We start from the raw sequence: 23075 nt of genomic DNA on the forward strand, positions 1-23075 counted from the left end.
GCAAATTGATACAGTCCCGCGCCCCTTTGGGGCGCGTGGATGGGGAGGAGGTCCTGCCCCGTGGCGGGACCTCCACCCCTTGGCACTCGCACGCCTAGGCGGCGGTCGAGGCCGCTAATGGGGCCGCCGTGGGCGCCGCGTTGACACCGAGGTCCCTCAGGAGGGCTGTCGCCGCCCGGTGGCCCGAGTGCAGGGCGCCCTGGACCGTACTGGTGTCGCGGTGGTCGCCGCAGACGTACAGCCCGGCGAGGAGGCGGACCGGGCGCCGCAGGTCGTGCGGGGGCGGCATCGCGGGAACGGCGTCGCGGGTGTGGTGGACCGCGAGCAGCTCCCAGCGGTGTGTGGCGGTGCCGTAGAGCGCGGCCAGGTGGGCGCGGACGGCCAGGTCCGTGTCCGCGGGCGGCGCGCCGAGGATCGTGGACGAGATCAGGGCACGGCCCACGGGGGCGCGGGACGGGTCGACCTGGCTGAGGACCGCGGTGTGGGCCACCGGCCCGCGGCGGTCCGCGTCCAGGAGCAGCGCAGGCTCCGTCAGGGGCGCCTCGTCGGCCGTGTGGTGCACCACGGTGACCGGGTGGAACGACGGCACCCGCAGGCCCGGCAGCAGCTCGGCGGCGGCGCGGGCGCCGGTCGCCACCAGGATGGCCCGGCAACGGAGTTGGCCGTGGTCCGCCGTCGTCACCGAGGTCGTGGACACGGACGTGACCCGCACCCCGGTGCGGACCGTCCCGGGCGGCAGCGTTCCCGCGAGCAGCTCGGGCAGCGCGTCGGCGCCGCCCTCCGGGACACACAGCCGGCCGGAGGCGAAGGCGCGCAGCGCGAGGTCCGCGCAGCGGCTGGACGTCGTCAGATCCGGGTCGCAGAGCAGCGCGGCCAGCAGCGGGCGCAGAAAGCCCTCGACCGTACGGGCGGGCATGCCGCGGGCCGCGAGCGCGCGCCCCGCCGGTCGCTCGGGCCGGGCCAGCAGCCGTTCCACGGGGACGGTCGCGATCCGTCCGAGGGCCGCGGCGAGCCGGGCCTGGTCGAGGGTCCCGCCGAGCGGCGGGAACGTGCGTGACACGGGCGGGACGGCGGCCGCCGGTATCTGCCGGGCCCGGCGAGGGGGGCTCACCAAGGCGCGTGCCGCGTCGAGTGCGCCCCGTGCGCCCCCGGCGCCGGCGGGCTCGCCCGCACGGTGGACGCGGCCGTCGGCGTGGACGAGCACGCCAGGGGCGAACGGCCGCAGGGCGAGGGCGTCGAGGCCCGGGGTCGTCCGGAGCTCGGGATACGACGTGGAGAGGAGCCGACCGACGCGGTCGAGACGGAAACCGTCGATCTTCTCGGTCGTCATACGACCACCCACGTAAGGGGCGGCCTCCAGGACCACGGTCGTTACACCTGCGCTGTTCAGCCGATGGGCGGCGGCGAGTCCGGAGACTCCGGCCCCCACGATGACGACGTCCGCCTGATACGCGGGCTCAAGCACGTGCCCCTCCCCGAGGTCGCGTGACTGCTGGGGACGTGATGCCCCCAACGGGCTCCAGGAATACCCGAGTTCGGGACGAGGGTAGGGCCGCGAACGGCCGGTGGAACTCGCGCATGAACAGGGCACGGTCGCACACGGGTCGCATGGAGGGGGCGGGCCCGCGTCCCTTCCATGGGTGCGGGCTGTATCGATATGCGGCTCTGCCGCGCGGCGCGCCCAGCTCCCACCGGCCCGCAGATTGATAAACCGCAGCCAGGCCGAGCGCTAGCGAACCGCCCTGATCGCCTCCTCGATCCCCGGAAACGCAAAAGTGAACCCCGACTCCAAGAGCCGGACCGGACGCACCCGTTGGCTGCCCAGGACCTCCTGGGCCATCTCACCGAGCACGAGCTTCAGCACGGGCGCGGGCACCGCGAAGAGCGTGGGCCGGTGCAGTACGCGCCCCATCGCGGCCGTGATCTCCCGGTTGGTGAGTGGCTCCGGAGCCGTCAGGTTGAAGGGACCGGACAGCGACTCGGAGTCGAGCAGATACCGCAGCGCGGCCACGTGGTCGTGCAGCGCGATGTAGCTCCAGTACTGCCGCCCGTTGCCCATCCGCCCGCCGAGACCCGCCTTGAAGAGGGGGAAGAGCCGCCCCCAGGCGCCGCCCTTCGCGGCCACCACCAGGCCGGTGCGCGCCAAGACGGTCCGTACGCCCGCCTCCTGCGCGGGAGCCGCCGCCTCCTCCCACTCGACGCACACCGAGGGCAGGAACCCGCCCGCGGGCGGCGCGCTCTCGTCCACCGCCCGCTCACCGGTGTCTCCGTAGATCCCCATCGCGCTGCCGTTCAGGAAGACCCGTGGCGGCCGGTCGAGCGAGGCGACGGCCTCCGCCAGCGTGGCCGTGCCGAGCACCCGGCTGTCCCGGATCTTCCGCTTGTACGCGTCCGTCCAGCGGCGGTCGCCGATCCCGGCGCCCGCGAGGTTCACCACGGCGTCGCAGCCGACGAGCCCCGCCGCGTCGACGTACTGCCGTTCGGGGTCCCACTCGACCTCGTCCTTCGCCCGGGGCGTACGGCGCACCAGCCGCACCACCTCGTGCCCGTCGGCGGTCAGCGAGCGCACCAGGGCGCTGCCGATGAGACCGGACGCGCCGGCCACGGCGATTCGGGAAGCATCCATGGCTCCATCCTCTGCCAACCGCCCCGGCACCAGGGCGCCGAGGGTGCCCGAAATCTCGGACAGTACCTCGCACGGCGGTCGTAAAGTGACTGCATGCCAGAGCCATCCATACGCACCGCCCGACGCGACGACGAAGAGGCGCTGGGCCGTCTCGACCGCGCGACCTGGTCCTACCAGCACGCCGTCAAGCCCCGGGACCAGCCGCCGTACGAGCCGTTCTTCAACGAGCGCTTCGGCCCCCGCGACCATCTGGTGGCGGAGCTGGACGGGCACATCGTCGGCTTTGTGCGGATCGGATTCCCCACCCCGCTCGTCTCGAACGCGCACGTACGGCAGATCCTGGGCCTCGCCGTCGCCGTCGAGGCGCGCGGCAACGGCGTGGGCCGGGCTCTGATCCGCGCGGTCCTCGCGGAGGCCCGCCGCCAGGGTGCGCTCCGGATCACCCTGCGCGTCCTCGGCCACAACACCCCGGCCCGCAAGCTGTACGAGTCCGAGGGCTTCGTGATCGAGGGGATCCAGCCGGGGGAGTTCTACCTGGACGGGGAGTACGTGGACGACGTCCTCATGGGGCGCAGCCTCTGAGAGTGCAGCCTTTGAGAGCGCAGCTTTTGAGGGCTCGGCCTCTGAGTGCGACGGGAGCGCGGTGCCGAGTCGCCGATCCGCCTGCGGATCAGCTCTTCTGAGGCTCCGTCAGTAACCGCATCCCGCCCGTCAGTTCCCGCAGACAGCGCACCGCGAGCTCCGCGGGAGAGCCGGGGCCCTCGACGTCCGCGTCCGACTCGGCCCAGGTCTCCAGGGCGACCCGGATCGCGTCCGTGGCGGCCGCGGCGGCGAGGCGGATCTCCAGCGGGTCGGCGTCGTCGCCCGCCAGCCGGGCCAGCAGGGGGACGAGCTTGTCCTCGGACTCCTGGTTCACGCGGTACCAGACCGCGCGCAGCGCCGGATCCTCGGCGGCCGCCCGCAGCAGACCCCGGGTCCAGCGCAGGCCCTCCGCCTTGGCCTCGTGCGGGACGGTCAGCGACGCGGTGACGGCCGACTCCAGCGCCCGGGGGAGTGCGGTACCCGGCTCGGCCGCCGCCAGCCGCTCGCGCCAGTGGTCGCCGCCGATCGCGAGGAGGGGGCCGACGGCGTCCTGCTTGCTGCGGAAGTAGCGGTAGAAGGTGCGCAGGCCGACACCGGCGCGTACGGCGATCTCCTCGGCCGTGGTGCCGTCGGGACCGCGCTCGGTGAAGAGCTCGGCGGCGGCGCGGGCGATGTCGAACTGGGTTGCCGCCTTGCGGCGCTCGGTCAGCGACGGGGTCCTGGCCGCTGCGGACGACTTGGTGCTCACGCGGGGAAGCGTACGCCCGACGGCAGACGGGACCGCGTCTTGCCCGGACGGCAGAGCGGGCGGGCTGGACGGCACAGCGGACCGCCCGGGCGGTAGAGCGGACCAGCCGGGCGGTAGAGCGGGCCAGCCGGGCGGTAGAGCGGGCCAGCCGGGCGGAGGTTCGGTCGGTCGGGCCTGGGTGGTCCGCCCGCTTTCGAGCCGTGCCAGCCGAGCCGAGCCGAGCAGTGTCGTGCCGGCTGAGCCCAGTCGGGCCGGGCCCAGCCGGGCTGAGCCGGACCGGGTTCTACGCCATGGACTGCTACCACCTGGTCGGTGAGGACAAGCTCGCGCGCACGCTCGCCGAAGAGGTGCTGAGGGTAGGAACGGACTTCGACGGCACCGACCGCTCGCCGATGCGTAACGCTGAAGCTCGCGTCACGCTGGGCGTCACGGCTGCACGCGAGGGCGACCTGGAGGAGGCGTTGATTATGGGTGCGCGTGCTCTTGAGGGCGACCGCCAATCGGTGCCGTCGCTCATCATGACCAGCCGGGAACTCGCTGCCGAAATGCGGCGCCTCTACGCCGCGGAACCTGCGGCGCAGGACCACCTCAATCGACTCCGCACCCTGGCGGGGGGAGAAGCCCGGTTTCCTGCCGCGGTGACGGAGCATCTGCTTGGCGTGGTGGTCAACTGGCCCTCGGCGTGGCCTGACCGATGAGTTTTGCGCGCCGTGCTGGTCTGTACGCCGAATACCGACTCACGGGAGGCTGACGCCATGCGGAAACTGACCTTCGCCATGAACATGAGCCTGGATGGCTACATCGCCGCGCCCGGCGACGATCTCGGCTGGAGTGTGCCGAGCGACGAGCTGTTCCAGTGGTGGTCCGACCGGGTGGACGCGACGGGCCTGGCGCTGTACGGGCGCAAGCTGTGGGAGACGATGAGCTCCCACTGGCCGACCGCCGACAAGCAGCCGGATGCCACACCGGCGGCGATCGAGTACGCCGGCCGCTGGCGGGACATGCCGAAGGTGGTGTTCTCCTCTTCGACCATCACGGTCGACTGGAACACCCGTCTGGTCACCGGCGACGCGGTCACCGAGATCACCAGGCTCAAGGCCGACGACGGCGGCCCCATGGACATCGCCGGTGCCACACTCGCCGCGGCGGCCATGCGGGCCGGGCTGATCGACGAGTACGCGATCGCCACCCATCCGGTCCTGGTGGGCGGCGGCACGCCGTTCTTCACAGCCCTGGACAACTGGGTGAACCTGAGCCTGGTGGAGACCCGGACGTTTCCCGACGGCGTGTTGATGACCAGGTACGAGACCAGACGCTGACCGCGCGACCGGCGTCCGGGGTCATGCCACGTCGGAAGGTCGGTCGCCCTGCCTGATCACAGCTCTGAGCAGCATCAAATGCAGCGTCACCGCAACTTCCCGGGGCCAAACAGGGGGCCAAACGTCACAGCCGCGATCGGACGGTCCTGGACCGTAATGGACAGTGTCGGAGCCGAATAGGCAGGCCAGCGACCCTTGAGGCAAGGCTTAGGCCCCCGTGATCGCGTTGTTCCGGGTAGTGCCGTGCCGTGCCGTGCCGTGCCGTGCCGTGCCGTGCCGAACGGGCTGAGCCGAGCCGGGTCGGGCCAGGTCGACCCCGGATCAGGACGTGATGAGGTCGCCCGTGTCCACCGGGGACTCGGCCTTCGCCGCGCGCTGGGCGTCGTTCGCCACCTCGTCGGCCGTCAGGACGTAACCAGTTTCGTTGTCGCTCGTGGAGCGGGCGAAGACGACGCCGTAGACCTTGCCGGTGGTGGTCAGGAGGGGGCCGCCGGAGTTGCCGGGGCGGACCGTGGAGCGGATCGAGTAGATCTCGCGGGTGACCGGGTCGGAGCCGTAGATGTTCTGGCCCCGCGCGTTGATCTTGTTCGCGACGGTGGCCGCCTGGAGGTCGAGGCCGCCGTCCTGCGGGTAGCCCGCGACCACCGCCGCGTCGCCGCGGGTCGCGCTGGTGTCGAAGGCCAGCACGGGCGCCTCCAGACCCGGCACGTCGAGCACGGCCACGTCCTTCTGCGGGTCGAAGAGGACGACCTTCGCCTCGTACGCCCTCCCCGTGCCGCCCACCCGTACGGTCGGGTCGTCGATGCCCGCCACCACGTGGGCGTTGGTCATCACGCGCTCCCGCGCGTACACGAAACCGCTGCCCTCACGGCCCTGGGTGCCCACCGCGCCCTCGACCTTCACGGTGGAGCGCTGCGCGGCCCGCGTGGCCGCCGCGGTGACGCTGTCCCCGGACGGCTTCGCGACGCTGGCCGCCGGCTCGTTCTCGAAGGGGTTGAAGACCTGCGGAAAGCCCGCCTCGGTGAGCGCCGAGGTGGCCCGGGAGAACCAGGCCGGCGTGGCATCCGGCATCGCGTCCTGCACCGCGCCGAGCAGCGCGGAGTTACGGATCGACGAGGTGACCACGGGCGAGGCGGACGCGCCCAGGACGCTCGCGGCGACCCACGCCACCAGCATCACGGCGACCGCGTTGGCCGCGGCGCCGCCCACTCCGTCGACCGTGCGCAAGGGGCCCCGGTCCAGTTCGCGGCGGAGTTTCACCGCCAGCCGGCCCGCCAGCTCGTGGCCCGCGGCGGCGGGCAGCAGCACCGTGAGCACCGCCGTGACCGTCGCCGCCGTGGTCCCCGCCTCCACCAGGTCCATCACCCAGGGCAGCACCCACACGCCGATCACGGCGCCGCCCACGAAGCCGGCCAGGGAGACACAGCCCGCGACGAGCCCGCGCCGGTAACCGGACGCCGCATAGCCGAGGATCACCAGCAACAGCAGGATGTCGAGCAGGTCCACGGAGCTCCCTTTCTCTTGGGTCTCCTAGTACGTGCCGGGAGGGCCCAGTGATCAGGTACGCGCACGTGGAAACCGGCCAACCGGAACGCGTGCGTGGACCTGTAGAAACGTCTCGGACCGGGACGTTGGTTCCACCGGGTGGCACACCACACATCGCGGACGGCTTCAGTGTCCCGGAGAGTGGATCTCATGTGCGCCGATCGAACCCCTCCTCCACGCCGCGAACGGGGCGTGTCGTGGGGGATTCGCGCACGGTGGCGAAGGGGGCTCCGGCGTTCCGGGCCCGACGCCGGCGTCACCGTTGACGCCAACATCGACGCCGACATCGACGCCGACGCCGACATCGACGCCGACGCCGACATCGACGGTGACGCCGACATGGACGGTGATGCCGGCGTCGACATGGACGGTGATGCCGGCGTCGACATGGACGGTGATGCCGGCGTCGACATGGACGGTGATGCCGGCGTCGACATGGACGGTGACAGCGGGCCGCGTCCGTCGGTCGTGGACCGCATACCCCGGCCCGCGCGCATCGCCCTCGCCTGTGCTCCCGGCCTGATGGCCGTCGTCGGGCTGGTCCTGTGCACCATGGAGGTCGACCGGACGCCGGGGGAGTCCAGGCGTCCCGTCGCGGCGCGGGCCGCCGCGGGGCAGGCCACCCGGCCCGCCATCGTGCCGAGGGAACGCTGGCTGGCCGACGCCGCCTACACCCGGCCGCCGACCCGGTACGCCAACCGCGTGTCCGCCGTGTTCGTGCACCACACCGACTCCCCGAACGGTTACGACTGCGCCGACGTGCCCCGGATCATCCGCTACCTGTACGCGGGACAGGCCGGAGGCCGGCACTGGGACGACATCGGCTACAACTTCCTCGTCGACCGCTGCGGCACGATCTACGAGGGCCGGGCGGGCGGCACCGACCGCGCCGTCGTCGGCGCGCACACGCAGGGCTTCAACGTGGGCACGACGGGCATCGCGGCGATAGGGACGTTCACGGCGGGCGTGCCGGTGCCGAAGGCCATGACCGACGCCATCGCGGCCGTCGCCGCCTGGAAACTCGGCCTCGTGGGCATCGACCCGCGCGCGGAGGTACAACTCGTCTCCACCAACAGCCTGAGCAAGTACGCGGCCGGCACCCGCGGGACCTTCACCGCCGTCTCCGGCCACACCGACGGCTACTGGACCGCCTGCCCGGGCGCCGCCCTGATGGCCAGGCTGCCCGAGATCAGAGAGCACGCGGCCCGTCTCCAGGGCAGGCGGTAGGGCCTGTCGTCCAACTCCCCACTGTCCCGCGAGCTCCCGTCACGTCTCACAGGTACGCCACAGCCGACTCACGGATCACCCCGAGCCACGCCTTCTAGCGTCGAGGTACGCACTGACCGGAGGGGTGGGGATCATGAGCAGTCTGAGCAGTCGCAAGGAGCAGCGGACCCAGGGGGCGTCGCGGTGGGCGCGGGCGGTACGCGGCCCGTGGACCGTGGCCTGTGTGGTGGCCGCCGTCGTGGTGGGGCCGTCCGCCGTCACCGCGTCCGCGCTGGACCGGGCGAACGCGGCGCCGCCGCTCAGCGCGCGGAAGGAGAGCCCGCCCGCTGCCGCCGCCTGGCCCGCCGCCGTGGTCGCCCCCGTGCACCAGATCCGCACGGCCGGTCCGCGCGGCGCCTCCTGGTGACACGGACCGGTGATGCGAACCGGTGACACGGACCGGTGACGCGGACTGGTGACGCGTACCGGCCGTTTGGACTGGGCGTATGGACTGGCCGTACGGACAGCTGGTGGGACCGCGCGTCAGTCCGCGAACCGGTCCCACAGCCGCGGCAGACGCTCCGCCAGCAGCGTCTGGTTCTCCAGGTTCAGCGCGGTGCCCAGCGGTTCGGGCGGCGCGGCCGGAATCCCGAGGTCCGGGGCGACCGTACCGGTGAGCTGCTCGTACGCCTCGTCCGCCGCGTAGCCCAGTTCCTCACCGTCCCCGTCGACCTCGTCGTCGAAGTCCACGAGGAGGTCGGCCAGCTTGTCGGGATCGTGCACGGCACCCTCGTACACCTCCCGGCCCTGGCCGATCAGCCAGCAGCGGAAGAAGTCGAAGGCGTCGTCGCTGGCCCCGTCGAGCAGGATCCAGGCCGCGCCCCACAGGTCCCACATGTACGCGCGGTTGTAGCGGGCCTCGAAGTGACGGGCGAAGTCCAGGACCATCTCGGGGTCCAACCGGACGAGCCGCTCCACAAGCAGGTCGGCCTGCTCCTCGGGGTCGCCCTCGGCGGCCTCGCGGGTCGCGTCCACCAGCTCCCAGAACTCCGTCTCGTCCATCACGGGACAAGCATCGGGCCTCGACCCGGCCCGCGCACCCGGGGACAGGCAGATCGTTATGCGCGCACATGCCCGCGGAAAGTCCGACAGCAGATGTCGGCATTCGGCGGGATGCTCGCACCATGGAGACGACAGCACAGAACACAGCCCAGAAGCCCGGCCGACAACTCGAAGGAAAGGTCGCCCTGGTCGCGGGCGCCACCCGCGGCGCCGGACGGGCCATGGCGGTGGAACTGGGCCGCGCCGGAGCCACGGTGTACGTGACCGGACGCACGACCCGCGACCACGTCAGCGAGGTCGGCCGGACCACCGAGACCATCGAGGAGACGGCCGAACTGGTCGACGCGGCGGCGGGCACCCCCGGGCGGGGCATCGCCGTACCGACGGACCACCTGGAACCCGAACAGGTCCGGACCCTCGTCGACCGTATCGACCGCGAACAGGGCCGCCTCGACATCCTCGTCAACGACATGTGGGGCGGCGACGTCTTCCTCGACTGGTCGGCGGAGAAGCAGCCCGACATGTGGGACATGGACCTCGACAAGGGGCTGCGGATCATGCGTCTCGGCATCGAGTCGCACATCGTCACCAGCCACACCGCGCTGCCGCTCCTCGTCCGCAATCCCGGCGGGCTGCTCGTCGAGGTCACCGACGGCACCGAGGAGTACAACCGCCGCTACCGCAAACCCTTCTTCTACGACCTCGCCAAGACGACCCCCCTCCGCATGGCCCAGGACCTCGGGGAGGAGCTCAAGGAGCGCGGCTGCACTGCCGTCTGCCTCACCCCGGGCTGGCTGCGCTCCGAGACGATGCTCGACACCGCCTTCAAGGTCACCGAGGAGAACTGGCGGGACGCCTGCGCGTACGTCCCGCACTTCGCGATCTCCGAGACGCCCACCTACGTCGGGCGGGCCCTGGTCGCCCTCGCCGCCGACCCCGACGCGGCCCGCTGGAACGGCCAGTCGCTGTCCAGCGGCGGCCTCGCCCAGGAGTACGGCTTCACGGACGTCGACGGCTCGGCGCCCGACGCCTGGCGCTACATGATCGAGGTGGAGTCGCAGGGCAAGCCGGCGGACGTCACGGGCTACCGGTAGCCCCGGCGCCGCCTCCCCAGTCGCGTGTGTCGTAGTACGCCGCCGTCCGGGCCGTCGCCTCGGCGAAGCGCTCACGGAGCCCGGACGGTTCCAGGACCTCCACCTCGGGGCCGAGGGAGAGGAGCTGGGTGTACGCGACGTCGTACGACTCGACCGGCAGCGTGAGAGTCACCCGGCCCGCGTCGTCGGGCGGGCCGGCCACGGCCAGGGCCTCCTGCGCGGAGCGCGCATCGACGGTGTGTCTCAGCCGCAGCGTGCCCGCCTCGGTGAGCCGCACCACGACCGTCGCCCGCAGGATCGAGCGTGCGAACTGCGCCGCCCGTTCCGCCCAGAAGCCCGGCAGGTCGAACTCCTCGTCGCGACCGAAGCGTTCCTCGCCGGGCTCGACCGACGTGAACCGGTCGATGCGGTAGACGCGGAAGGACCCGGCATCGGTGACACGGGCGCACACATACCAGACGCCCGCCTTGAGGACGAGCCCGTACGGCTCCAACTCGCGCTCCACGTCGGCCTCCTGGCGCCGGTAGCGCGCGGTGATCCGACGGTCGTCCCACACCGCCTCCGCGACCGCGGGCAGCAACTCGGGCGTCTTCGGGTCGGCGAACCACGCGGGGGCGTCCAGCAGGAAGCGCTGGGCCGCGGTGCGGGAGGCGTCCTTGAGGGAGGGGAGAAGGGCCGCCGACACCTTCAGCCGGGCGGCGGAGGCGGCGTCTTCAAGACCCATCTCCCGCAGGGCTCCCGGTACTCCGGAGAGGAACAGCGCCTCGGCCTCGCTCCGGGCGAGCCCCGTCAGTCGGGTCCGGTACCCGCCGATCAACCGGTATCCACCGGCCCGCCCCCGGTCCGCGTACACCGGGACCCCCGCCTCCGACAGGGCCTGCGCGTCCCGGGTGATCGTCCGCTCGGACACCTCCAACTCCCGAGCGAGCTCGGCGGCGGTCATGGAGGGCCGGGACTGGAGCAGCAACACCATCTTGATCAGCCGGGCAGCGCGCATGTCTTCATGATGCCGGGTGGGTTGGTGCGGGTCGGTGGGGGCTGGTCGCGCAGTTCCCCGCGCCCCTGAAAGCGGGGCTGCGCCCCTGGCTTTCATCTTTTAGGGGCGCGGGGCTGTGACATTTGCGGCTCCGCCGCGATGGGGGTCCCCCCGCTCATGGGGGTCCCCCCGCTCGAGCGAAGCCGAGAGCGGGGGAGAAGCCGAGAGTGGGGGAGCGACCAGCCACAGCTCACCGGCAGCCGAACTACAACCCGTACCTCTCCCGCGCCTCCTTCACCGCGGAAGCCGGCACCTCACCCCGCCGCGCGAGCTGCGCCAACGCCGCCACGACGATCGACTGCGCGTCGACACCGAAGTGGCGGCGAGCGGCCTCACGGGTGTCGGACAGACCGAACCCGTCCGCGCCGAGCGACGTGTAGTCCTGCTCCACCCACTGCGCGATCTGGTCGGGCACCTGCCGCATGTAGTCGGAGACGGCGAGGACGGGCCCTTCGGCACCGTGCAGCGCCTGCCGTACGAACGGCACCCGGTCCTCGCCGCGCAGCAGCGCCGCGTCGGCCTCCAGGGCGTCCCGCCGCAGCTCCGTCCAGGACGTGGCGGACCAGACGTCCGCGGCCACGCCCCACTCCTCGGCGAGCAGCCGCTGCGCCTCCAGGACCCAGTGGATCGCCGTACCCGAACCGAGCAGCTGGATGCGCGCGGCGTTGGCGGCGCTCACGTTCAGCCCGGCCGACTCCGCCGTGTTGAAGCGGTAGAGGCCCTTGACGATGCCCTCGTCGATACCGAGACCCGTCGGCTTCGCGGGCTGCGGGATCGGCTCGTTGTAGACGGTGAGGTAGTAGAAGACGTTCTGGTCCTCGCCGGGCGCCGCCTCGCCGTACATCCGGCGCAGCCCGTCCTTGACGATCGTCGCGACCTCGTACGCGAACGCCGGGTCGTAGGAGAGGGCCGCCGGGTTCGTCGCCGCGATGACCGGCGAGTGCCCGTCCGCGTGCTGGAGGCCCTCGCCCGTCAGCGTCGTACGGCCCGCCGTGGCGCCGATGAGGAAGCCGCGGCCGAGCTGGTCGCCGAGCTGCCACATCTGGTCGGCCGTGCGCTGCCAGCCGAACATCGAGTAGAAGATGTAGAACGGGATCATCACCTCGCCGTGCGTGGCGTACGCGGTGGACGCGGCGATGAAGTCGGCCATCGAACCGGCCTCGGTGATCCCCTCGTTGAGGATCTGGCCGTCCTCGGCCTCCTTGTAGTACATCAGCTGGTCGCGGTCGACCGGCTCGTACGTCTGGCCCTTCGGCGAGTAGATGCCGAGGGACGGGAAGAGGCTCTCCATACCGAAGGTGCGCGCCTCGTCGGGGACGATCGGCACCCAGCGCTTCCCGGACTGCTTGTCGCGGACCAGGTCCTTGACCAGGCGTACGAAGGCCATGGTCGTCGCCACGTTCTGCGAGCCGGAGCCCTTGTCGAACGAGGTGAACGTCTTGTCGGCGGGGGCGGGGAGGGGAGTCAGCGTGTGCGTACGGCGAGCGGGGGCCGGGCCGCCGAGGGCCGCGCGGCGCTCCTGGAGGTAGCGGACCTCGGGGGAGTCGGCGCCCGGGTGGCCGTAGGGGACCACACCGTCGACGAAGTCGCTGTCCTTGATGGGCAGTTCGAGCAGGTCACGCATCTGCTTGAACTCGTCCGTCGACAGCTTCTTCATCTGGTGGTTGGCGTTCTTCGACGCGAAGCCCTGGCCCAGAGTGTGGCCCTTGACCGTCTGCGCCAGGATCACCGTCGGCGCACCCTTGAACTCCACGGCCGCCTTGTACGCGGCGTACACCTTGCGCGCCTCGTGGCCTCCGCGGGAGAGGTGGAAGCACTCCAGGATCTTGTCGTCGCTCAACAGCTTCGCCAGCTCGACGAGCGCCGGGTCGGAGCCGAAGAAGTCCTGGCGGATGTAGGCGGCGTCACGGGTCTGGTACGTCTGCACCTGCGCGTCCGGTACCTCACGGAGGCGGCGGACGAGGGCGCCGGTGGTGTCGAGCCGGAACAGCTCGTCCCAGGCGTTGCCCCACAGCGACTTGATGACGTTCCAGCCGGCGCCGCGGAACTGGGCCTCAAGCTCCTGCACGATCTTGAAGTTCGCGCGGACCGGGCCGTCGAGGCGCTGGAGGTTGCAGTTGATGACGAAGGTGAGGTTGTCGAGACCCTCGCGGGAGGCGAGTGAGAGGGCCGCCGTCGACTCCGGCTCGTCCATCTCGCCGTCGCCGAGGAACGCCCAGACGTGCGACTGCGATACGTCCTTGATGCCGCGGTTGGTCAGATAGCGGTTGAAGCGCGCCTGGTAGATGGCCGACAGCGGGCCGAGGCCCATCGAGACCGTCGGGAACTCCCAGAGCCAGGGCAGGCGCCGCGGGTGCGGGTAGGAGGGCAGGCCGTTGCCGCCCGATTCCTGACGGAAGTTGTCCAGGTGCTGCTCGGACAGCCGGCCGTCGAGGAAGGCGCGGGCGTAGATGCCGGGGGAGGCGTGGCCCTGGATGTAGAGCTGGTCGCCGGATCCGTCGGCTTCCTTGCCCTTGAAGAAGTGGTTGAAGCCGGTCTCGTAGAGCCAGGCCGCGGAGGCGAAGGTGGCGATGTGGCCGCCGACGCCGTGTTTCGCGCCCCGGGTCACCATCGCGGCCGCGTTCCAGCGGTTCCACGCGGTGATCCGGCGCTCCATCGCCTCGTCACCGGGCGCGGACGGCTCGGCGGCGGTCGGGATGGTGTTGACGTAGTCCGTCTCCAGCAGCTTGGGCAGCGCGAGGCCGTTGCCCTCGGCGCGTTCCAGTGTGCGGCGCATCAGGTACGCGGCACGGTGCGGCCCGGCCGCCTTGGTGACGGCGTCCAGGGAGGCCTGCCATTCGGCGGTCTCCTCCGGGTCGCGGTCCGGGAGCTGGTCGAGCTCGCTCGGCTGGATTGCGGTGGGGTCGGTCATTGCGCCGCCTTCCGGATGCGGAGGGGGGTTCCCTCGTCGGTAAGGGGTTTCGGGGGTGCCCTTGGTCTTTGGCAGGACAGGGCGGCAGGCTCTGGTGGGAGCCCGCGGTGACTGTAACTCGCTGATCGATGATCGATCAAAGGGTTCCCGGGCAAAAACTCTTGATCACGAGAAAGTAGGCACGGGGTGCCTTGACGGCAGGCACCAGGTGCCTTGTTTTCGCAGGTGAGGGTGCGTATGAGCAGGGTGTCGCTCTGCTGCTCGGAGTCGCTGGGGCTCGCTTGCCCAAGGTCAGGAGGGCCTGCTTGGCCACGACCAGGAGGGCTCGTTCGCGGTCAGGAAGGCTCGCTGCCCGTCCTTGGCGCGCAGCCCAGTACGTGTGCCTTCACCAGTTCCGCGATCAGCGGGTCCCGGCGGCGGAACGCCTCCACCAGGGCCTCGTGCTCCTCCGCGTACGACTGCTGGACCGTGCCCAGCCAGCGGATCGACAGGGCCGTGAAGACCTCGATGCCGAGGCCCTCCCAGGTGTGCAGCAGCACGGAGTTGCCCGCGGCGCGCACCAGCTCGCGGTGGAAGGCCACCGTGTGGCGGACCTGGCCGGTGCCGTCGGCCTTGCGGTCGGCCTCGTACAGGGCGGTGACGTGCGGTTCCAGTGCCGAGCAGTCGGCCGCGAGCCGCTCGGCGGCCAGCTCGGCCGCGATGGCCTCCAGACCGGCCCGTACGGGGTAGCTCTCCTCCAGGTCCGCCGCGGTGAGATTGCGTACGCGTACGCCCTTGTTGGGGGCCGACTCGATCAGGCGCAGCGACTCCAGCTCGCGCAGGGCCTCCCGCACGGGCGTCTGGCTGACCTCCAGCTCGGTGGCGATCCGGCGCTCCACGATCCGCTCGCCCGGCTTCCAGCGGCCGCTCACGATCCCCTCCACGATGTGCTCGCGGATCTGTTCGCGGAGCGAGTGGACGACGGGCGCGGTCATTGAAGCTCCTTGGGTAGGGGCGCTCCGGCCCCGAGGGCGTTGACTTCTAGACAATAAGGCCGGGTTCGGCGTGGGGAGTGGTGCCGGGGGTGCTTTCGTGCAGGTGAGACGAGACTTACATGCGGTGGCGGTGTGCTGGGTTGCGCCGTGGGGCTGGTGGTTGTTCGCAGGCTGCCGGCCGTCCGTGGCTGGTCGCGCCCCGATGGGGGTCCCCCCGCTCGAGCGAAGCCGAGAGTGGGGGAGGAGCCGCAAATGTCACGGCCCCGCGCCCCTGAAAGCGGGGCTGCGCCCCTGCTTTTGTCGGCCCGCAGCCTGGCCGCAACGCAAAGGTGCCCCCGCCCGGAGAACCGGGCAGGGGCACCTCGTCGTGCGGTGTGGCGGCGGTGGAGCCTACAGGCCGAGCTCGACCTCGAACTCGCCCGCCTCCAGGATCGCCTTGACCGCCGTCAGGTAGCGGGCGGCGTCGGCGCCGTCCACCAGGCGGTGGTCGTAGGAGAGCGTCAGGTAGGTCATGTCGCGGATGCCGATGACCGTACCCTCCTCCGTCTCGATGACGGCCGGACGCTTGACCGTGGCACCGATGCCCAGGATCGCGACCTGGTTCGGCGGCACGATGATCGTGTCGAAGAGCGCGCCGCGCGAGCCGGTGTTCGAGATGGTGAAGGTCGCGCCGGACAGCTCGTCCGGCGTGATCTTGTTGGCCCGGACCTTGCCCGCCAGGTCGGCGGTGGCCTTGGCGATGCCGGCGATGTTCAGGTCGCCCGCGTGCTTGATGACCGGGGTCATCAGGCCCTTCTCGGAGTCCACCGCGATACCGACGTTCTCGGTGTCGAAGTAGGTGATCGTGCCCTCTTCGACGTTGATCCGGGCGTTGACGGCCGGGTGGGCCTTCAGCGCCTGGGCCGCCGCCTTCACGAAGAACGGCATCGGGGAGAGCTTGACGCCCTCGCGGGCCGCGAAGGAGTCCTTCGCCTTCCCGCGCAGCTTCATCAGGCGGGTGACGTCGACCTCGACGACCGAGGACAGCTGGGCCTGCTCGTGCAGGGCCTTGACCATGTTGTCGCCGATGACCTTGCGGATGCGGGGCATCTTGACGGTCTGGCCGCGGAGGGGAGAGGCCTCCAGGGCCGGCGCCTTCTTGGCGGTGCTCGGGGCTGCCGCGGCCGGAGCCGGAGCGGCCGCGGCGGCCTTCGCCGCCTCGGCGGCGGCGAGGACGTCCTGCTTGCGGATACGACCGCCGACGCCGGTGCCCTTGACGGCGGCCAGGTCGACGCCGTTCTCGGCGGCGAGCTTGCGCACCAGCGGGGTCACGTACGCGCCGTCGTCACCGGAGGTCGCGGCGGGAGCCGGGGCCGGGGTGACGGGAGCGGCCGCGACCGGCGCGGGAGCAGCCGGGGCAGGCTTCGGAGCGGGAGCGGCGGGCTGGACCGGAGCCGGTGCGGCTGCGGCCGGAGCGGCCGGAGCAGCGGGCGCCGGGGCCGGGGCCGCGGGAGCTGCCGGGGCCGGAGCCGGAGCAGCGGCGGCGGGGGCCGGGGCTGCCGGAGCCGGTGCGGCGGCCGGAGCCGCGCCCGGGGCGCCGATGACGGCGAGCTTCGCGCCGACCTCGGCGGTCTCGTCCTCGGCGACCACGATCTCCAGCAGTACGCCGGCGACCGGCGCGGGGATCTCGGTGTCGACCTTGTCCGTGGAGACCTCGAGCAGCGGCTCGTCCTCCGCGACCTCCTCGCCGACCTCCTTGAGCCACCGGGTGACGGTGCCCTCGGTGACCGACTCGCCCAGTGCGGGCAGCACGACGTCGGTACCGGAGGCGCCACCGGCAGGGGCGGCGGGGGCGGGCGCGGGCTCGGCGGCGGGCGCCGGAGCCGCGGGGGCCTCGGCGACCGGAGCCGGGGCGGGCTCGGCGACCGGGGCCGGAGCCTCGGCGGCGGCCGGGGCAGGGGCGGCGACGGGCGCGCCCGTGCCGTCGTCGATGACGGCCAGTTCGGCGCCGACCTCGACGGTCTCGTCCTCGGCGACCTTGATGGAGGCGAGCACACCGGCGGCAGGGGAGGGGATCTCGGTGTCGACCTTGTCGGTGGACACCTCGAGCAGCGGCTCGTCGGCCTCGACGTGCTCGCCCTCGGCCTTCAGCCAGCGGGTGACAGTGCCCTCGGTGACGCTCTCGCCGAGCGCCGGAAGGGTTACGGAAACCGCCATGGTTTCGGTTGCTCCTTACGAATTGCGGAAGTCTGTGTCGTCGCGGCGATGTGTTTCGACCGAGGGTCGGTCAGTCGTGCGAGTGCAGCGGCTTGCCGGCCAGGGCCAGGTGGGCCTCGCCCATCGCTTCGTTCTGGGTCGGGTGGGCGTGGATGAGCTGCGCGACCTCGGCGGGCAGCGCCTCCCAGTTGTAGATCAGCTGGGCCTCGCCCACCTGCTCGCCCATGCGGTCGCCGACCATGTGGACGCCGACCACGGCACCGTCCTTGACCTGGACGAGCTTGATCTCGCCCGCGGTCTTGAGGATCTTGCTCTTGCCGTTGCCCGCGAGGTTGTACTTCAGAGCGACGACCTTGTCCGCACCGTAGATCTCCTTGGCCTTGGCCTCGGTGATCCCCACGGAGGCGACCTCGGGGTGGCAGTACGTCACCCGCGGCACGCCGTCGTAGTCGATCGGAACGGTCTTCAGACCGGCGAGACGCTCCGCCACCAGGATGCCCTCGGCGAAGCCGACGTGCGCGAGCTGGAGCGTCGGGACCAGGTCACCGACCGCCGAGATGGTCGGTACGTTCGTGCGCATGTACTCGTCGACGAGGACGTAGCCGCGGTCCATCGCGACGCCCTGCTCCTCGTAGCCGAGACCGGCGGAGACCGGGCCGCGGCCGATGGCGACCAGGAGGATCTCGGCCTCGAAGGTCTTGCCGTCGGCGAGGGTCACGCGCACGCCGTCCTGCGTGTACTCGGCCTTCTCGAAGAACGTGCCGAGGTTGAACTTGATGCCGCGCTTGCGGAAGGCGCGCTCAAGAAGCTTGGAGCTGTTGTCGTCCTCGACCGGGACGAGGTGCTTGAGGCCCTCGATGACCGTGACGTCGGTGCCGAAGGACTTCCACGCGGAGGCGAACTCGACGCCGATGACGCCGCCGCCCAGCACGATCGCGGACTGCGGGACGCGGTCCAGCTTCAGCGCGTGGTCCGAGGAGACGATGCGGTCGCCGTCGATGTCCAGGCCCGGCAGCGACTTCGGCACGGAGCCGGTCGCCAGGAGCACGTGGCGGCCCTGGATGCGCTGGCCGTTGACGTCCACGGTGGTCGGGGACGACAGACGGCCCTCGCCCTCGATGTACGTCACCTTGCGCGAGGCCACCAGGCCCTGCAGGCCCTTGTAGAGGCCGCTGATCACGTCGTCCTTGTACTTGTGGACGGCGTTGATGTCGATGCCCTGGAACGTTGTCAGGACACCGTACTGGTCCGCCTCGCGTGCCTGGTCGGCGATCTCGCCGGCGTGCAGCAGGGCCTTGGTGGGAATGCAGCCGTTGTGCAGGCAGGTGCCGCCGAGCTTGTTCTTCTCGATCAGGGCGACGTCCAGGCCCAGCTGCGCTCCGCGCAGGGCCGCGGCGTAGCCGCCGCTACCACCGCCGAGGATCACTAGGTCGAAAACGGTGCTGGCGTCGTTCGCCACGTCACGTCCTCCATGCATGTGCGCCGTACGCCGGTCTTCAGTGACCGGGCGGCGGCTGGTGTCCGGCCGCTCTTTCTTCGGCCCTGTGGTGGGCCCTGTCCTGCCGAGAACCCATCTTCGCACTTGTCGACGGCAGGCGGGACGCCGGGCCGGGCTGTGAGACGTCTGATCGATCACACGGCCGGACCGGCGCCCCTTCGGGGGCGCGAGGCTGCATCGATATGCGGCTCCGCCGCGATGGGGGTCCCCCCGCTCATGGGGGTCCCCCCGCTCGAGCGAAGCCGAGAGTGGGGGAGAAGCCGAGAGTGGGGGAGCGATCGGCCCCCACCGGCCCCCACCGGCCCGCACCCGCCGTCCGACGGTCCGAACCGAGTCAGTGGGCGAACCTCAGCCCAAATCACCCGCGGCCGTGATCTCCGCCAGCCGCACCAGAGTCCGTACGGCAGACCCCGTCCCGCCCTTGGGCGTGTAGCCGAACGGCCCCTGCTCATTGAAGGCGGGCCCCGCGATGTCGAGGTGCGCCCACGTGATCCCCTCGCCCACGAACTCCTTGAGGAAGAGTCCGGCGACCAGGCCGCCGCCGTACCGCTCGCCCATGTTGGCGATGTCGGCGGTCGGGGAGTCCATCCCCTTCTTCAGGTGCTCCGGCAGCGGCATCGGCCAGGCGGCCTCGCCGACCTCCTCGGCGGCCTCGTGCACCGCCGTACGGAACGCGTCGTCGTTCGCCATGACGCCGAACGTCCGGTTCCCGAGGGCGAGCATCATCGCCCCGGTCAGCGTCGCGACGTCGACGATCGCGTCCGGGGTCTCCTCGGAGGCCTTGGCGAGCGCGTCGGCGAGGACGAGCCGGCCCTCGGCGTCGGTGTTGAGGACCTCGACGGTCTTGCCGCTGTACATGCGCAGCACGTCGCCGGGGCGGGTGGCGGAACCGGAGGGCATGTTCTCGGCCAGCGCGAGCCAGCCGGTCACGTTGACATCGAGGCCCAGCCGCGAGGCGGCGACGACCGCGGCGAACACGGCGGCGGCGCCGCTCATGTCGCACTTCATCGTCTCGTTGTGCCCGGCGGGCTTCAGCGAGATGCCGCCCGAGTCGTAGGTGATGCCCTTGCCGACGAAGGCGAGGTGCTTCTTCGCCTTGGAGGAGGTGTACGACAGCTTCACCAGGCGGGGCGCGGACTCGGAGCCGGCGCCGACGCCGAGGATGCCGCCGTACCCGCCCTTCTCCAGGGCCTTCTCGTCGAGCACCTGCACCTTGATGCCGTGCTCCTTGGCCGCGGCCTGCGCGACGGCCGCGAAGGCCTCGGGGTTGAGGTCGTTCGGCGGGGTGTTGACGAGGTCACGGGCGCGGTTCAGCTCCTCGGACACGGCGGTGGCACGCTCGATCGCCGCCTTGAACGCCTTGTCGCGGGGCTTGCCGCCGAGCAGCGTGGCCTCGACGAGCGGGGCCTTGCCGTTCTTGGCGTCCTTCCCGCCGTCGGTCTTGGCGGTCTCCTTGTACGCGTCGAAGGAGTACGCGCCGAGCAGCGCGCCCTCGCCGACGGCGCCCGCGTCGGCGGCGTCCTCGATCGGCAGGGCGAACGCGGCCTTCTTCGTACCGGCGAGGGCGCGCGCGGCGGCACCGGCCGCGCGGCGCAGGGTCTCCCCGGAGAAGGAACCGTCCTTCGCGGGCAGCGCACCGAGACCGACCGCCAGCACGAGCGGTGCCTTGAAACCGGACGGTGCCGGCAGCTTCGTCACCTCGCCCTCGCCGCCCGAGGCGCCGAGGGTCTCCAGAACGCCGGCGAGCCTGCCGTCGTACGCCTTGTCCACGGCCTCGGCGCCCGGTGCCACGACCAGGTCCCCGGACTTGGGCCCGGTGCCCTTGGCGACACCGACGACGATGGCGTCGACCCGCAGGCCGGGCGCCGCGGCGGTGCTGAGAGTGAGAGCAGTCACGGTGGTGAAATCTCGCTTCCATAGAGTTGCTGTGGCCGTCGGGGGTGAGGGCGGCCGGGGCGGTGGAGTACCGGGCACGAGCCTACGCGCGGTCGCGTGTTTCACTCATTCCAGCGGGGATTCATCCCCGCTTGGCCGCCTGGCCACTTCTCACCCCTCACTCCTGTGACCTGAGCCACACTCCTTGTATTTGCGGTGGGTAAACGGTTCATCGCTTTGCATCATTTCCACGGAACCTCCTCGAATCGACCGTGAGGGGGATCCGGTGGGGGAGGGGCGAACATGGCGCAGAGAGCGCCCAGATGGAGAAACGCGGCCGCTGTCATGGCGGCCGCCGGTCTGCTGGCCCTGGGGCTGGGAACCCCCGGGGCGTCGGCGGCGGAAGAGCCGCGCATCGATCTGAGGGTGCTCGTCGTCGACAACGGCGACAGCCCCGTGGAAGCCGTCACGGAGGAGCTGAAGACCACCGGCGTCCCGTATACGACCGTCGACCTGAACGACTCGGGGCGCCCGACGATCAACGAGGCGTTCCTGAGCGACACGGTGGACGGCACGCCGCGTGCCAAGTACCAGGGCGTCGTACTGCCCAACGAGGCGCCGTTCGGGGCGGGTTCGGCCGAGCAGACCGCCCTTGAGGCGTACGAGCGGACCTTCGGCATCCCCCAGGTCGACGCCTACACCTGGGCGCACCCCGGGGTCGGCCTCGACTACACGAACGCGGGCGGCTGGGCCGGCACGCTCGACGGCCGTGAGGCGGCGGTCACCGCGGCGGGCGGGGCGGGGTATTTCGGCTATCTCGACGGGCCGCTGACGTTCGAGGACAACTCGGCTTCCGTCCAGGAGAGTTACGGCTTCGTGGCCCGGCCGCGCGAGGGCTTCACCAGCTACGTGGACATGGCCGTGCCCGGCGGGACGGGCCGCGGCAGCCTGGTCGGCGAGTACGCGCACGACGGGCGCCGCGAACTCGTCGTGACCTTCGCGTACAACCACTACCAGCAGCAGTTCCGCGTTCTTGCCCGTGGCATTGTCGAATGGCTGACTCAGGGCGTACACCTGGGTCAGAACAGGAACTATTTTTCTGTCCATGTCGATGATGTGTTCGCACCCGACAGCCGCTGGGACACCGAACGCAACTGCACACCCGGCGACTTCGACTGCGTGGGCGGTGACGGTGAGGGAACCACGCCGATCCGTATGACCGCGGCCGACGCGGTGTACGCCGCCCAGTGGCAGCGGGACAGCGGCTTCACCCTCGACATGGTCTACAACGCCGGAGCGGGCGAGGAGTGGAAGAGCGAGAACGGCAACGTGGACGCGCTGGCCGACCAACTCCTCGCGGACAAGGGCGAGTACCGCTGGGTCAACCACACCTACACGCACCCCTTCCTCGGCTGCGTCCAGGACACCAGCACCGTGCCGTGGAGCTGTGCGAAGAACACCGACGGCTCGACCCAGTACGTGAGCCGCGCCGACATCTCGGCGGAGATCCGCGACAACAACCTGTGGGCGGCGAGCCACGGACTGCCCGTCGACACCAGCGAGTTGGTGACCGGCGAGCACTCCGGCCTCAAGAGCCTGCCGCAGCAGCCGGACGACAACCCGAACCTCGCCGGCGCCCTCGCGGACAACGGAGCCGAGTGGACCGCCTCCGACAACTCCCGTGAACCGCAGCAGCGTTCGGTGGGCGGCGCCCTGACAGTGCCCCGCTACCCGATGAACGTGTACTACAACACCGGCACGGCCGAGGAGATGGCCGACGAGTACAACTGGATCTACACCTCGACGGCCGACGGCGGCAGCGGCATCTGCGAGAACAACCCGACCTCGACCTGCCTCGACGAGCCGCTGGACGGGGCGACCGGCTACGCGTCGTACATCGTCCCGCAGGAGGCGCGCACCGCCCTCGGCCACGCCGTGGGCAACGACCCGCGCCCGCACTACGTGCACCAGTCCAACCTGGCCGAGGACCGGCTGTTCTACCCGGTCGTGGACAAGGTGCTCGCCGACTACCGCGCGCTCTACGCCGACAACGCACCGCTGGAGAACCCGCGGCAGAGCGCCATCGGCACCGAGCTGAAGAATCGTGCCGCCTGGCAGCAGTCCGTCGCCGACGGTGAGGTCACGGCGTACCGCGTCGGCACCACCGTCACTGTCACCGCACCGTCCGGGACCCGGATCCCGGTCACCGCACCGGAAGGAACGCTCAAGCAACTCCTGCTCGGCACCACCGCGTTCGGGACGCCCTACGCGGGGGAGCGCTCGGCCTGGACCACGCCGGACGCTCTGCAGACCGCCCTCACCCTGAAACTGCCCGCATAACGGAGAGCAGCGCCACAGCACGACGCGCGTCCCGGCCAAGACCGGCCGGGGCGCGCCACCGAG

The 23075-nt window shown here is 71.3% G+C and carries 18 protein-coding genes; 7 read left to right on the forward strand and 11 right to left on the reverse strand.

What is annotated here, in order from left to right; translation table 11 throughout:
* Positions 1 to 94: 94 nt before the first annotated feature.
* Positions 95 to 1465, reverse strand: a complete 1371-nt coding sequence (locus OHA11_RS34445) for an NAD(P)/FAD-dependent oxidoreductase (RefSeq protein WP_266502982.1) — start codon at positions 1463 to 1465, stop codon at positions 95 to 97.
* Positions 1466 to 1729: 264 nt separating this feature from the next.
* Positions 1730 to 2626 (reverse strand): TIGR01777 family oxidoreductase, encoded by an 897-nt coding sequence (locus OHA11_RS34450; RefSeq protein ID WP_266502984.1) that lies wholly within the window; start codon positions 2624 to 2626, stop codon positions 1730 to 1732.
* Positions 2627 to 2719: 93 nt separating this feature from the next.
* Between OHA11_RS34450 and OHA11_RS34455 the strand changes: the two genes are divergently transcribed.
* Complete coding sequence (locus OHA11_RS34455; protein WP_266502985.1) at positions 2720 to 3208, forward strand: GNAT family N-acetyltransferase; 489 nt, start codon at positions 2720 to 2722, stop codon at positions 3206 to 3208.
* Positions 3209 to 3296: 88 nt separating this feature from the next.
* On the opposite strand, the gene OHA11_RS34460 is transcribed toward OHA11_RS34455, so the two are convergent.
* Positions 3297 to 3956, reverse strand: a complete 660-nt coding sequence (locus OHA11_RS34460; RefSeq protein WP_266502986.1) for a TetR family transcriptional regulator — start codon at positions 3954 to 3956, stop codon at positions 3297 to 3299.
* A 290-nt stretch (positions 3957 to 4246) separates the two neighbouring features.
* Here OHA11_RS34460 and OHA11_RS34465 point away from each other — a divergent pair, with 290 nt between their 5' ends.
* Together OHA11_RS34465 and OHA11_RS34470 are read left to right on the forward strand one after the other, a co-directional pair.
* Positions 4247 to 4654, forward strand: coding sequence for a hypothetical protein (locus OHA11_RS34465; protein ID WP_266502988.1), 408 nt, complete (start codon positions 4247 to 4249; stop codon positions 4652 to 4654).
* A 57-nt stretch (positions 4655 to 4711) separates the two neighbouring features.
* The gene (locus OHA11_RS34470; RefSeq protein WP_266502990.1) at positions 4712 to 5275 is read left to right on the forward strand and encodes a dihydrofolate reductase family protein; all 564 of its coding nucleotides are present in this window, start codon (positions 4712 to 4714) and stop codon (positions 5273 to 5275) included.
* Between the two features lie 321 nt (positions 5276 to 5596).
* Here OHA11_RS34470 and OHA11_RS34475 read toward each other — a convergent pair whose 3' ends face one another.
* Positions 5597 to 6781, reverse strand: a complete 1185-nt coding sequence (locus tag OHA11_RS34475; RefSeq protein ID WP_266502991.1) for a MarP family serine protease — start codon at positions 6779 to 6781, stop codon at positions 5597 to 5599.
* A gap of 561 nt (positions 6782 to 7342) precedes the next feature.
* Between OHA11_RS34475 and OHA11_RS34480 the strand changes: the two genes are divergently transcribed.
* Both OHA11_RS34480 and OHA11_RS34485 read left to right on the forward strand, forming a co-directional pair.
* Positions 7343 to 8047 carry a peptidoglycan recognition protein gene (locus OHA11_RS34480; protein ID WP_266507655.1) on the forward strand — a complete coding sequence of 235 codons (705 nt, stop codon included), beginning with the start codon at positions 7343 to 7345 and terminating at the stop codon, positions 8045 to 8047.
* Positions 8048 to 8180: 133 nt separating this feature from the next.
* Entirely contained in the window at positions 8181 to 8453 is a 273-nt protein-coding gene (locus OHA11_RS34485; protein WP_266502993.1) for a hypothetical protein, read from the forward strand.
* A gap of 116 nt (positions 8454 to 8569) precedes the next feature.
* Here OHA11_RS34485 and OHA11_RS34490 read toward each other — a convergent pair whose 3' ends face one another.
* Positions 8570 to 9088, reverse strand: coding sequence for a DUF4240 domain-containing protein (locus tag OHA11_RS34490; protein ID WP_266507657.1), 519 nt, complete (start codon positions 9086 to 9088; stop codon positions 8570 to 8572).
* Positions 9089 to 9210: 122 nt separating this feature from the next.
* Between OHA11_RS34490 and OHA11_RS34495 the strand changes: the two genes are divergently transcribed.
* Positions 9211 to 10182: an SDR family oxidoreductase gene (locus OHA11_RS34495; RefSeq protein WP_266502995.1), complete on the forward strand. Its 972-nt coding sequence runs from the start codon at positions 9211 to 9213 to the stop codon at positions 10180 to 10182.
* Here the strand turns inward: OHA11_RS34495 and OHA11_RS34500 are convergent.
* The 6 genes from OHA11_RS34500 to OHA11_RS34525 form a co-directional block, all read right to left on the reverse strand.
* Positions 10166 to 11179 carry a YafY family protein gene (locus tag OHA11_RS34500; RefSeq protein ID WP_266502996.1) on the reverse strand — a complete coding sequence of 338 codons (1014 nt, stop codon included), beginning with the start codon at positions 11177 to 11179 and terminating at the stop codon, positions 10166 to 10168. The two genes, OHA11_RS34495 and OHA11_RS34500, sit on opposite strands and share 17 nt — an antisense overlap.
* Before the next feature lie 244 nt (positions 11180 to 11423).
* Positions 11424 to 14129, reverse strand: coding sequence for a pyruvate dehydrogenase (acetyl-transferring), homodimeric type (gene aceE / locus OHA11_RS34505; RefSeq protein ID WP_266502998.1), 2706 nt, complete (start codon positions 14127 to 14129; stop codon positions 11424 to 11426).
* 335 nt (positions 14130 to 14464) lie between these two features.
* The gene (locus OHA11_RS34510; RefSeq protein WP_190036651.1) at positions 14465 to 15103 is read right to left on the reverse strand and encodes a GntR family transcriptional regulator; all 639 of its coding nucleotides are present in this window, start codon (positions 15101 to 15103) and stop codon (positions 14465 to 14467) included.
* Positions 15104 to 15493: 390 nt separating this feature from the next.
* Entirely contained in the window at positions 15494 to 17299 is a 1806-nt protein-coding gene (sucB, locus tag OHA11_RS34515) for a 2-oxoglutarate dehydrogenase, E2 component, dihydrolipoamide succinyltransferase (protein ID WP_266503002.1), read from the reverse strand.
* A 70-nt stretch (positions 17300 to 17369) separates the two neighbouring features.
* Positions 17370 to 18758 (reverse strand): dihydrolipoyl dehydrogenase, encoded by a 1389-nt coding sequence (gene lpdA, locus OHA11_RS34520; RefSeq protein ID WP_266503003.1) that lies wholly within the window; start codon positions 18756 to 18758, stop codon positions 17370 to 17372.
* A 387-nt stretch (positions 18759 to 19145) separates the two neighbouring features.
* A complete protein-coding gene (locus OHA11_RS34525) occupies positions 19146 to 20693 on the reverse strand; it encodes a leucyl aminopeptidase (RefSeq protein ID WP_266503005.1) in 1548 nt (515 codons plus the stop codon).
* 282 nt (positions 20694 to 20975) lie between these two features.
* On the opposite strand from OHA11_RS34525, the gene OHA11_RS34530 reads away from it, so the two are divergent.
* On the forward strand, positions 20976 to 23012 hold the full coding sequence (locus OHA11_RS34530; protein ID WP_266503007.1) for a hypothetical protein: 2037 nt from the start codon (positions 20976 to 20978) through the stop codon (positions 23010 to 23012).
* The last annotated feature ends 63 nt before the right edge of the window (positions 23013 to 23075 follow it).

Origin of the sequence: Streptomyces sp. NBC_00878, assembly GCF_026341515.1 — a bacterium.
In the GTDB taxonomy this organism is placed as follows: Bacteria; Actinomycetota; Actinomycetes; order Streptomycetales; family Streptomycetaceae; genus Streptomyces.

Coding starts and splice junctions, on each gene's coding strand:
- OHA11_RS34450 (WP_266502984.1), bottom strand. CDS start 2,626: ATGGATGCTTCCCGAATCGCCGTGGCCGGCGCGTCCGGTCTCATCGGC.
- OHA11_RS34455 (WP_266502985.1), top strand. CDS start 2,720: ATGCCAGAGCCATCCATACGCACCGCCCGACGCGACGACGAAGAGGCG.
- OHA11_RS34465 (WP_266502988.1), top strand. CDS start 4,247: ATGGACTGCTACCACCTGGTCGGTGAGGACAAGCTCGCGCGCACGCTC.
- OHA11_RS34470 (WP_266502990.1), top strand. CDS start 4,712: ATGCGGAAACTGACCTTCGCCATGAACATGAGCCTGGATGGCTACATC.
- OHA11_RS34480 (WP_266507655.1), top strand. CDS start 7,343: ATGGCCGTCGTCGGGCTGGTCCTGTGCACCATGGAGGTCGACCGGACG.
- OHA11_RS34485 (WP_266502993.1), top strand. CDS start 8,181: ATGAGCAGTCTGAGCAGTCGCAAGGAGCAGCGGACCCAGGGGGCGTCG.
- OHA11_RS34490 (WP_266507657.1), bottom strand. CDS start 9,088: ATGGACGAGACGGAGTTCTGGGAGCTGGTGGACGCGACCCGCGAGGCC.
- OHA11_RS34495 (WP_266502995.1), top strand. CDS start 9,211: ATGGAGACGACAGCACAGAACACAGCCCAGAAGCCCGGCCGACAACTC.
- OHA11_RS34500 (WP_266502996.1), bottom strand. CDS start 11,179: ATGCGCGCTGCCCGGCTGATCAAGATGGTGTTGCTGCTCCAGTCCCGG.
- aceE (WP_266502998.1), bottom strand. CDS start 14,129: ATGACCGACCCCACCGCAATCCAGCCGAGCGAGCTCGACCAGCTCCCG.
- OHA11_RS34510 (WP_190036651.1), bottom strand. CDS start 15,103: ATGACCGCGCCCGTCGTCCACTCGCTCCGCGAACAGATCCGCGAGCAC.
- sucB (WP_266503002.1), bottom strand. CDS start 17,299: ATGGCGGTTTCCGTAACCCTTCCGGCGCTCGGCGAGAGCGTCACCGAG.
- OHA11_RS34530 (WP_266503007.1), top strand. CDS start 20,976: ATGGCGCAGAGAGCGCCCAGATGGAGAAACGCGGCCGCTGTCATGGCG.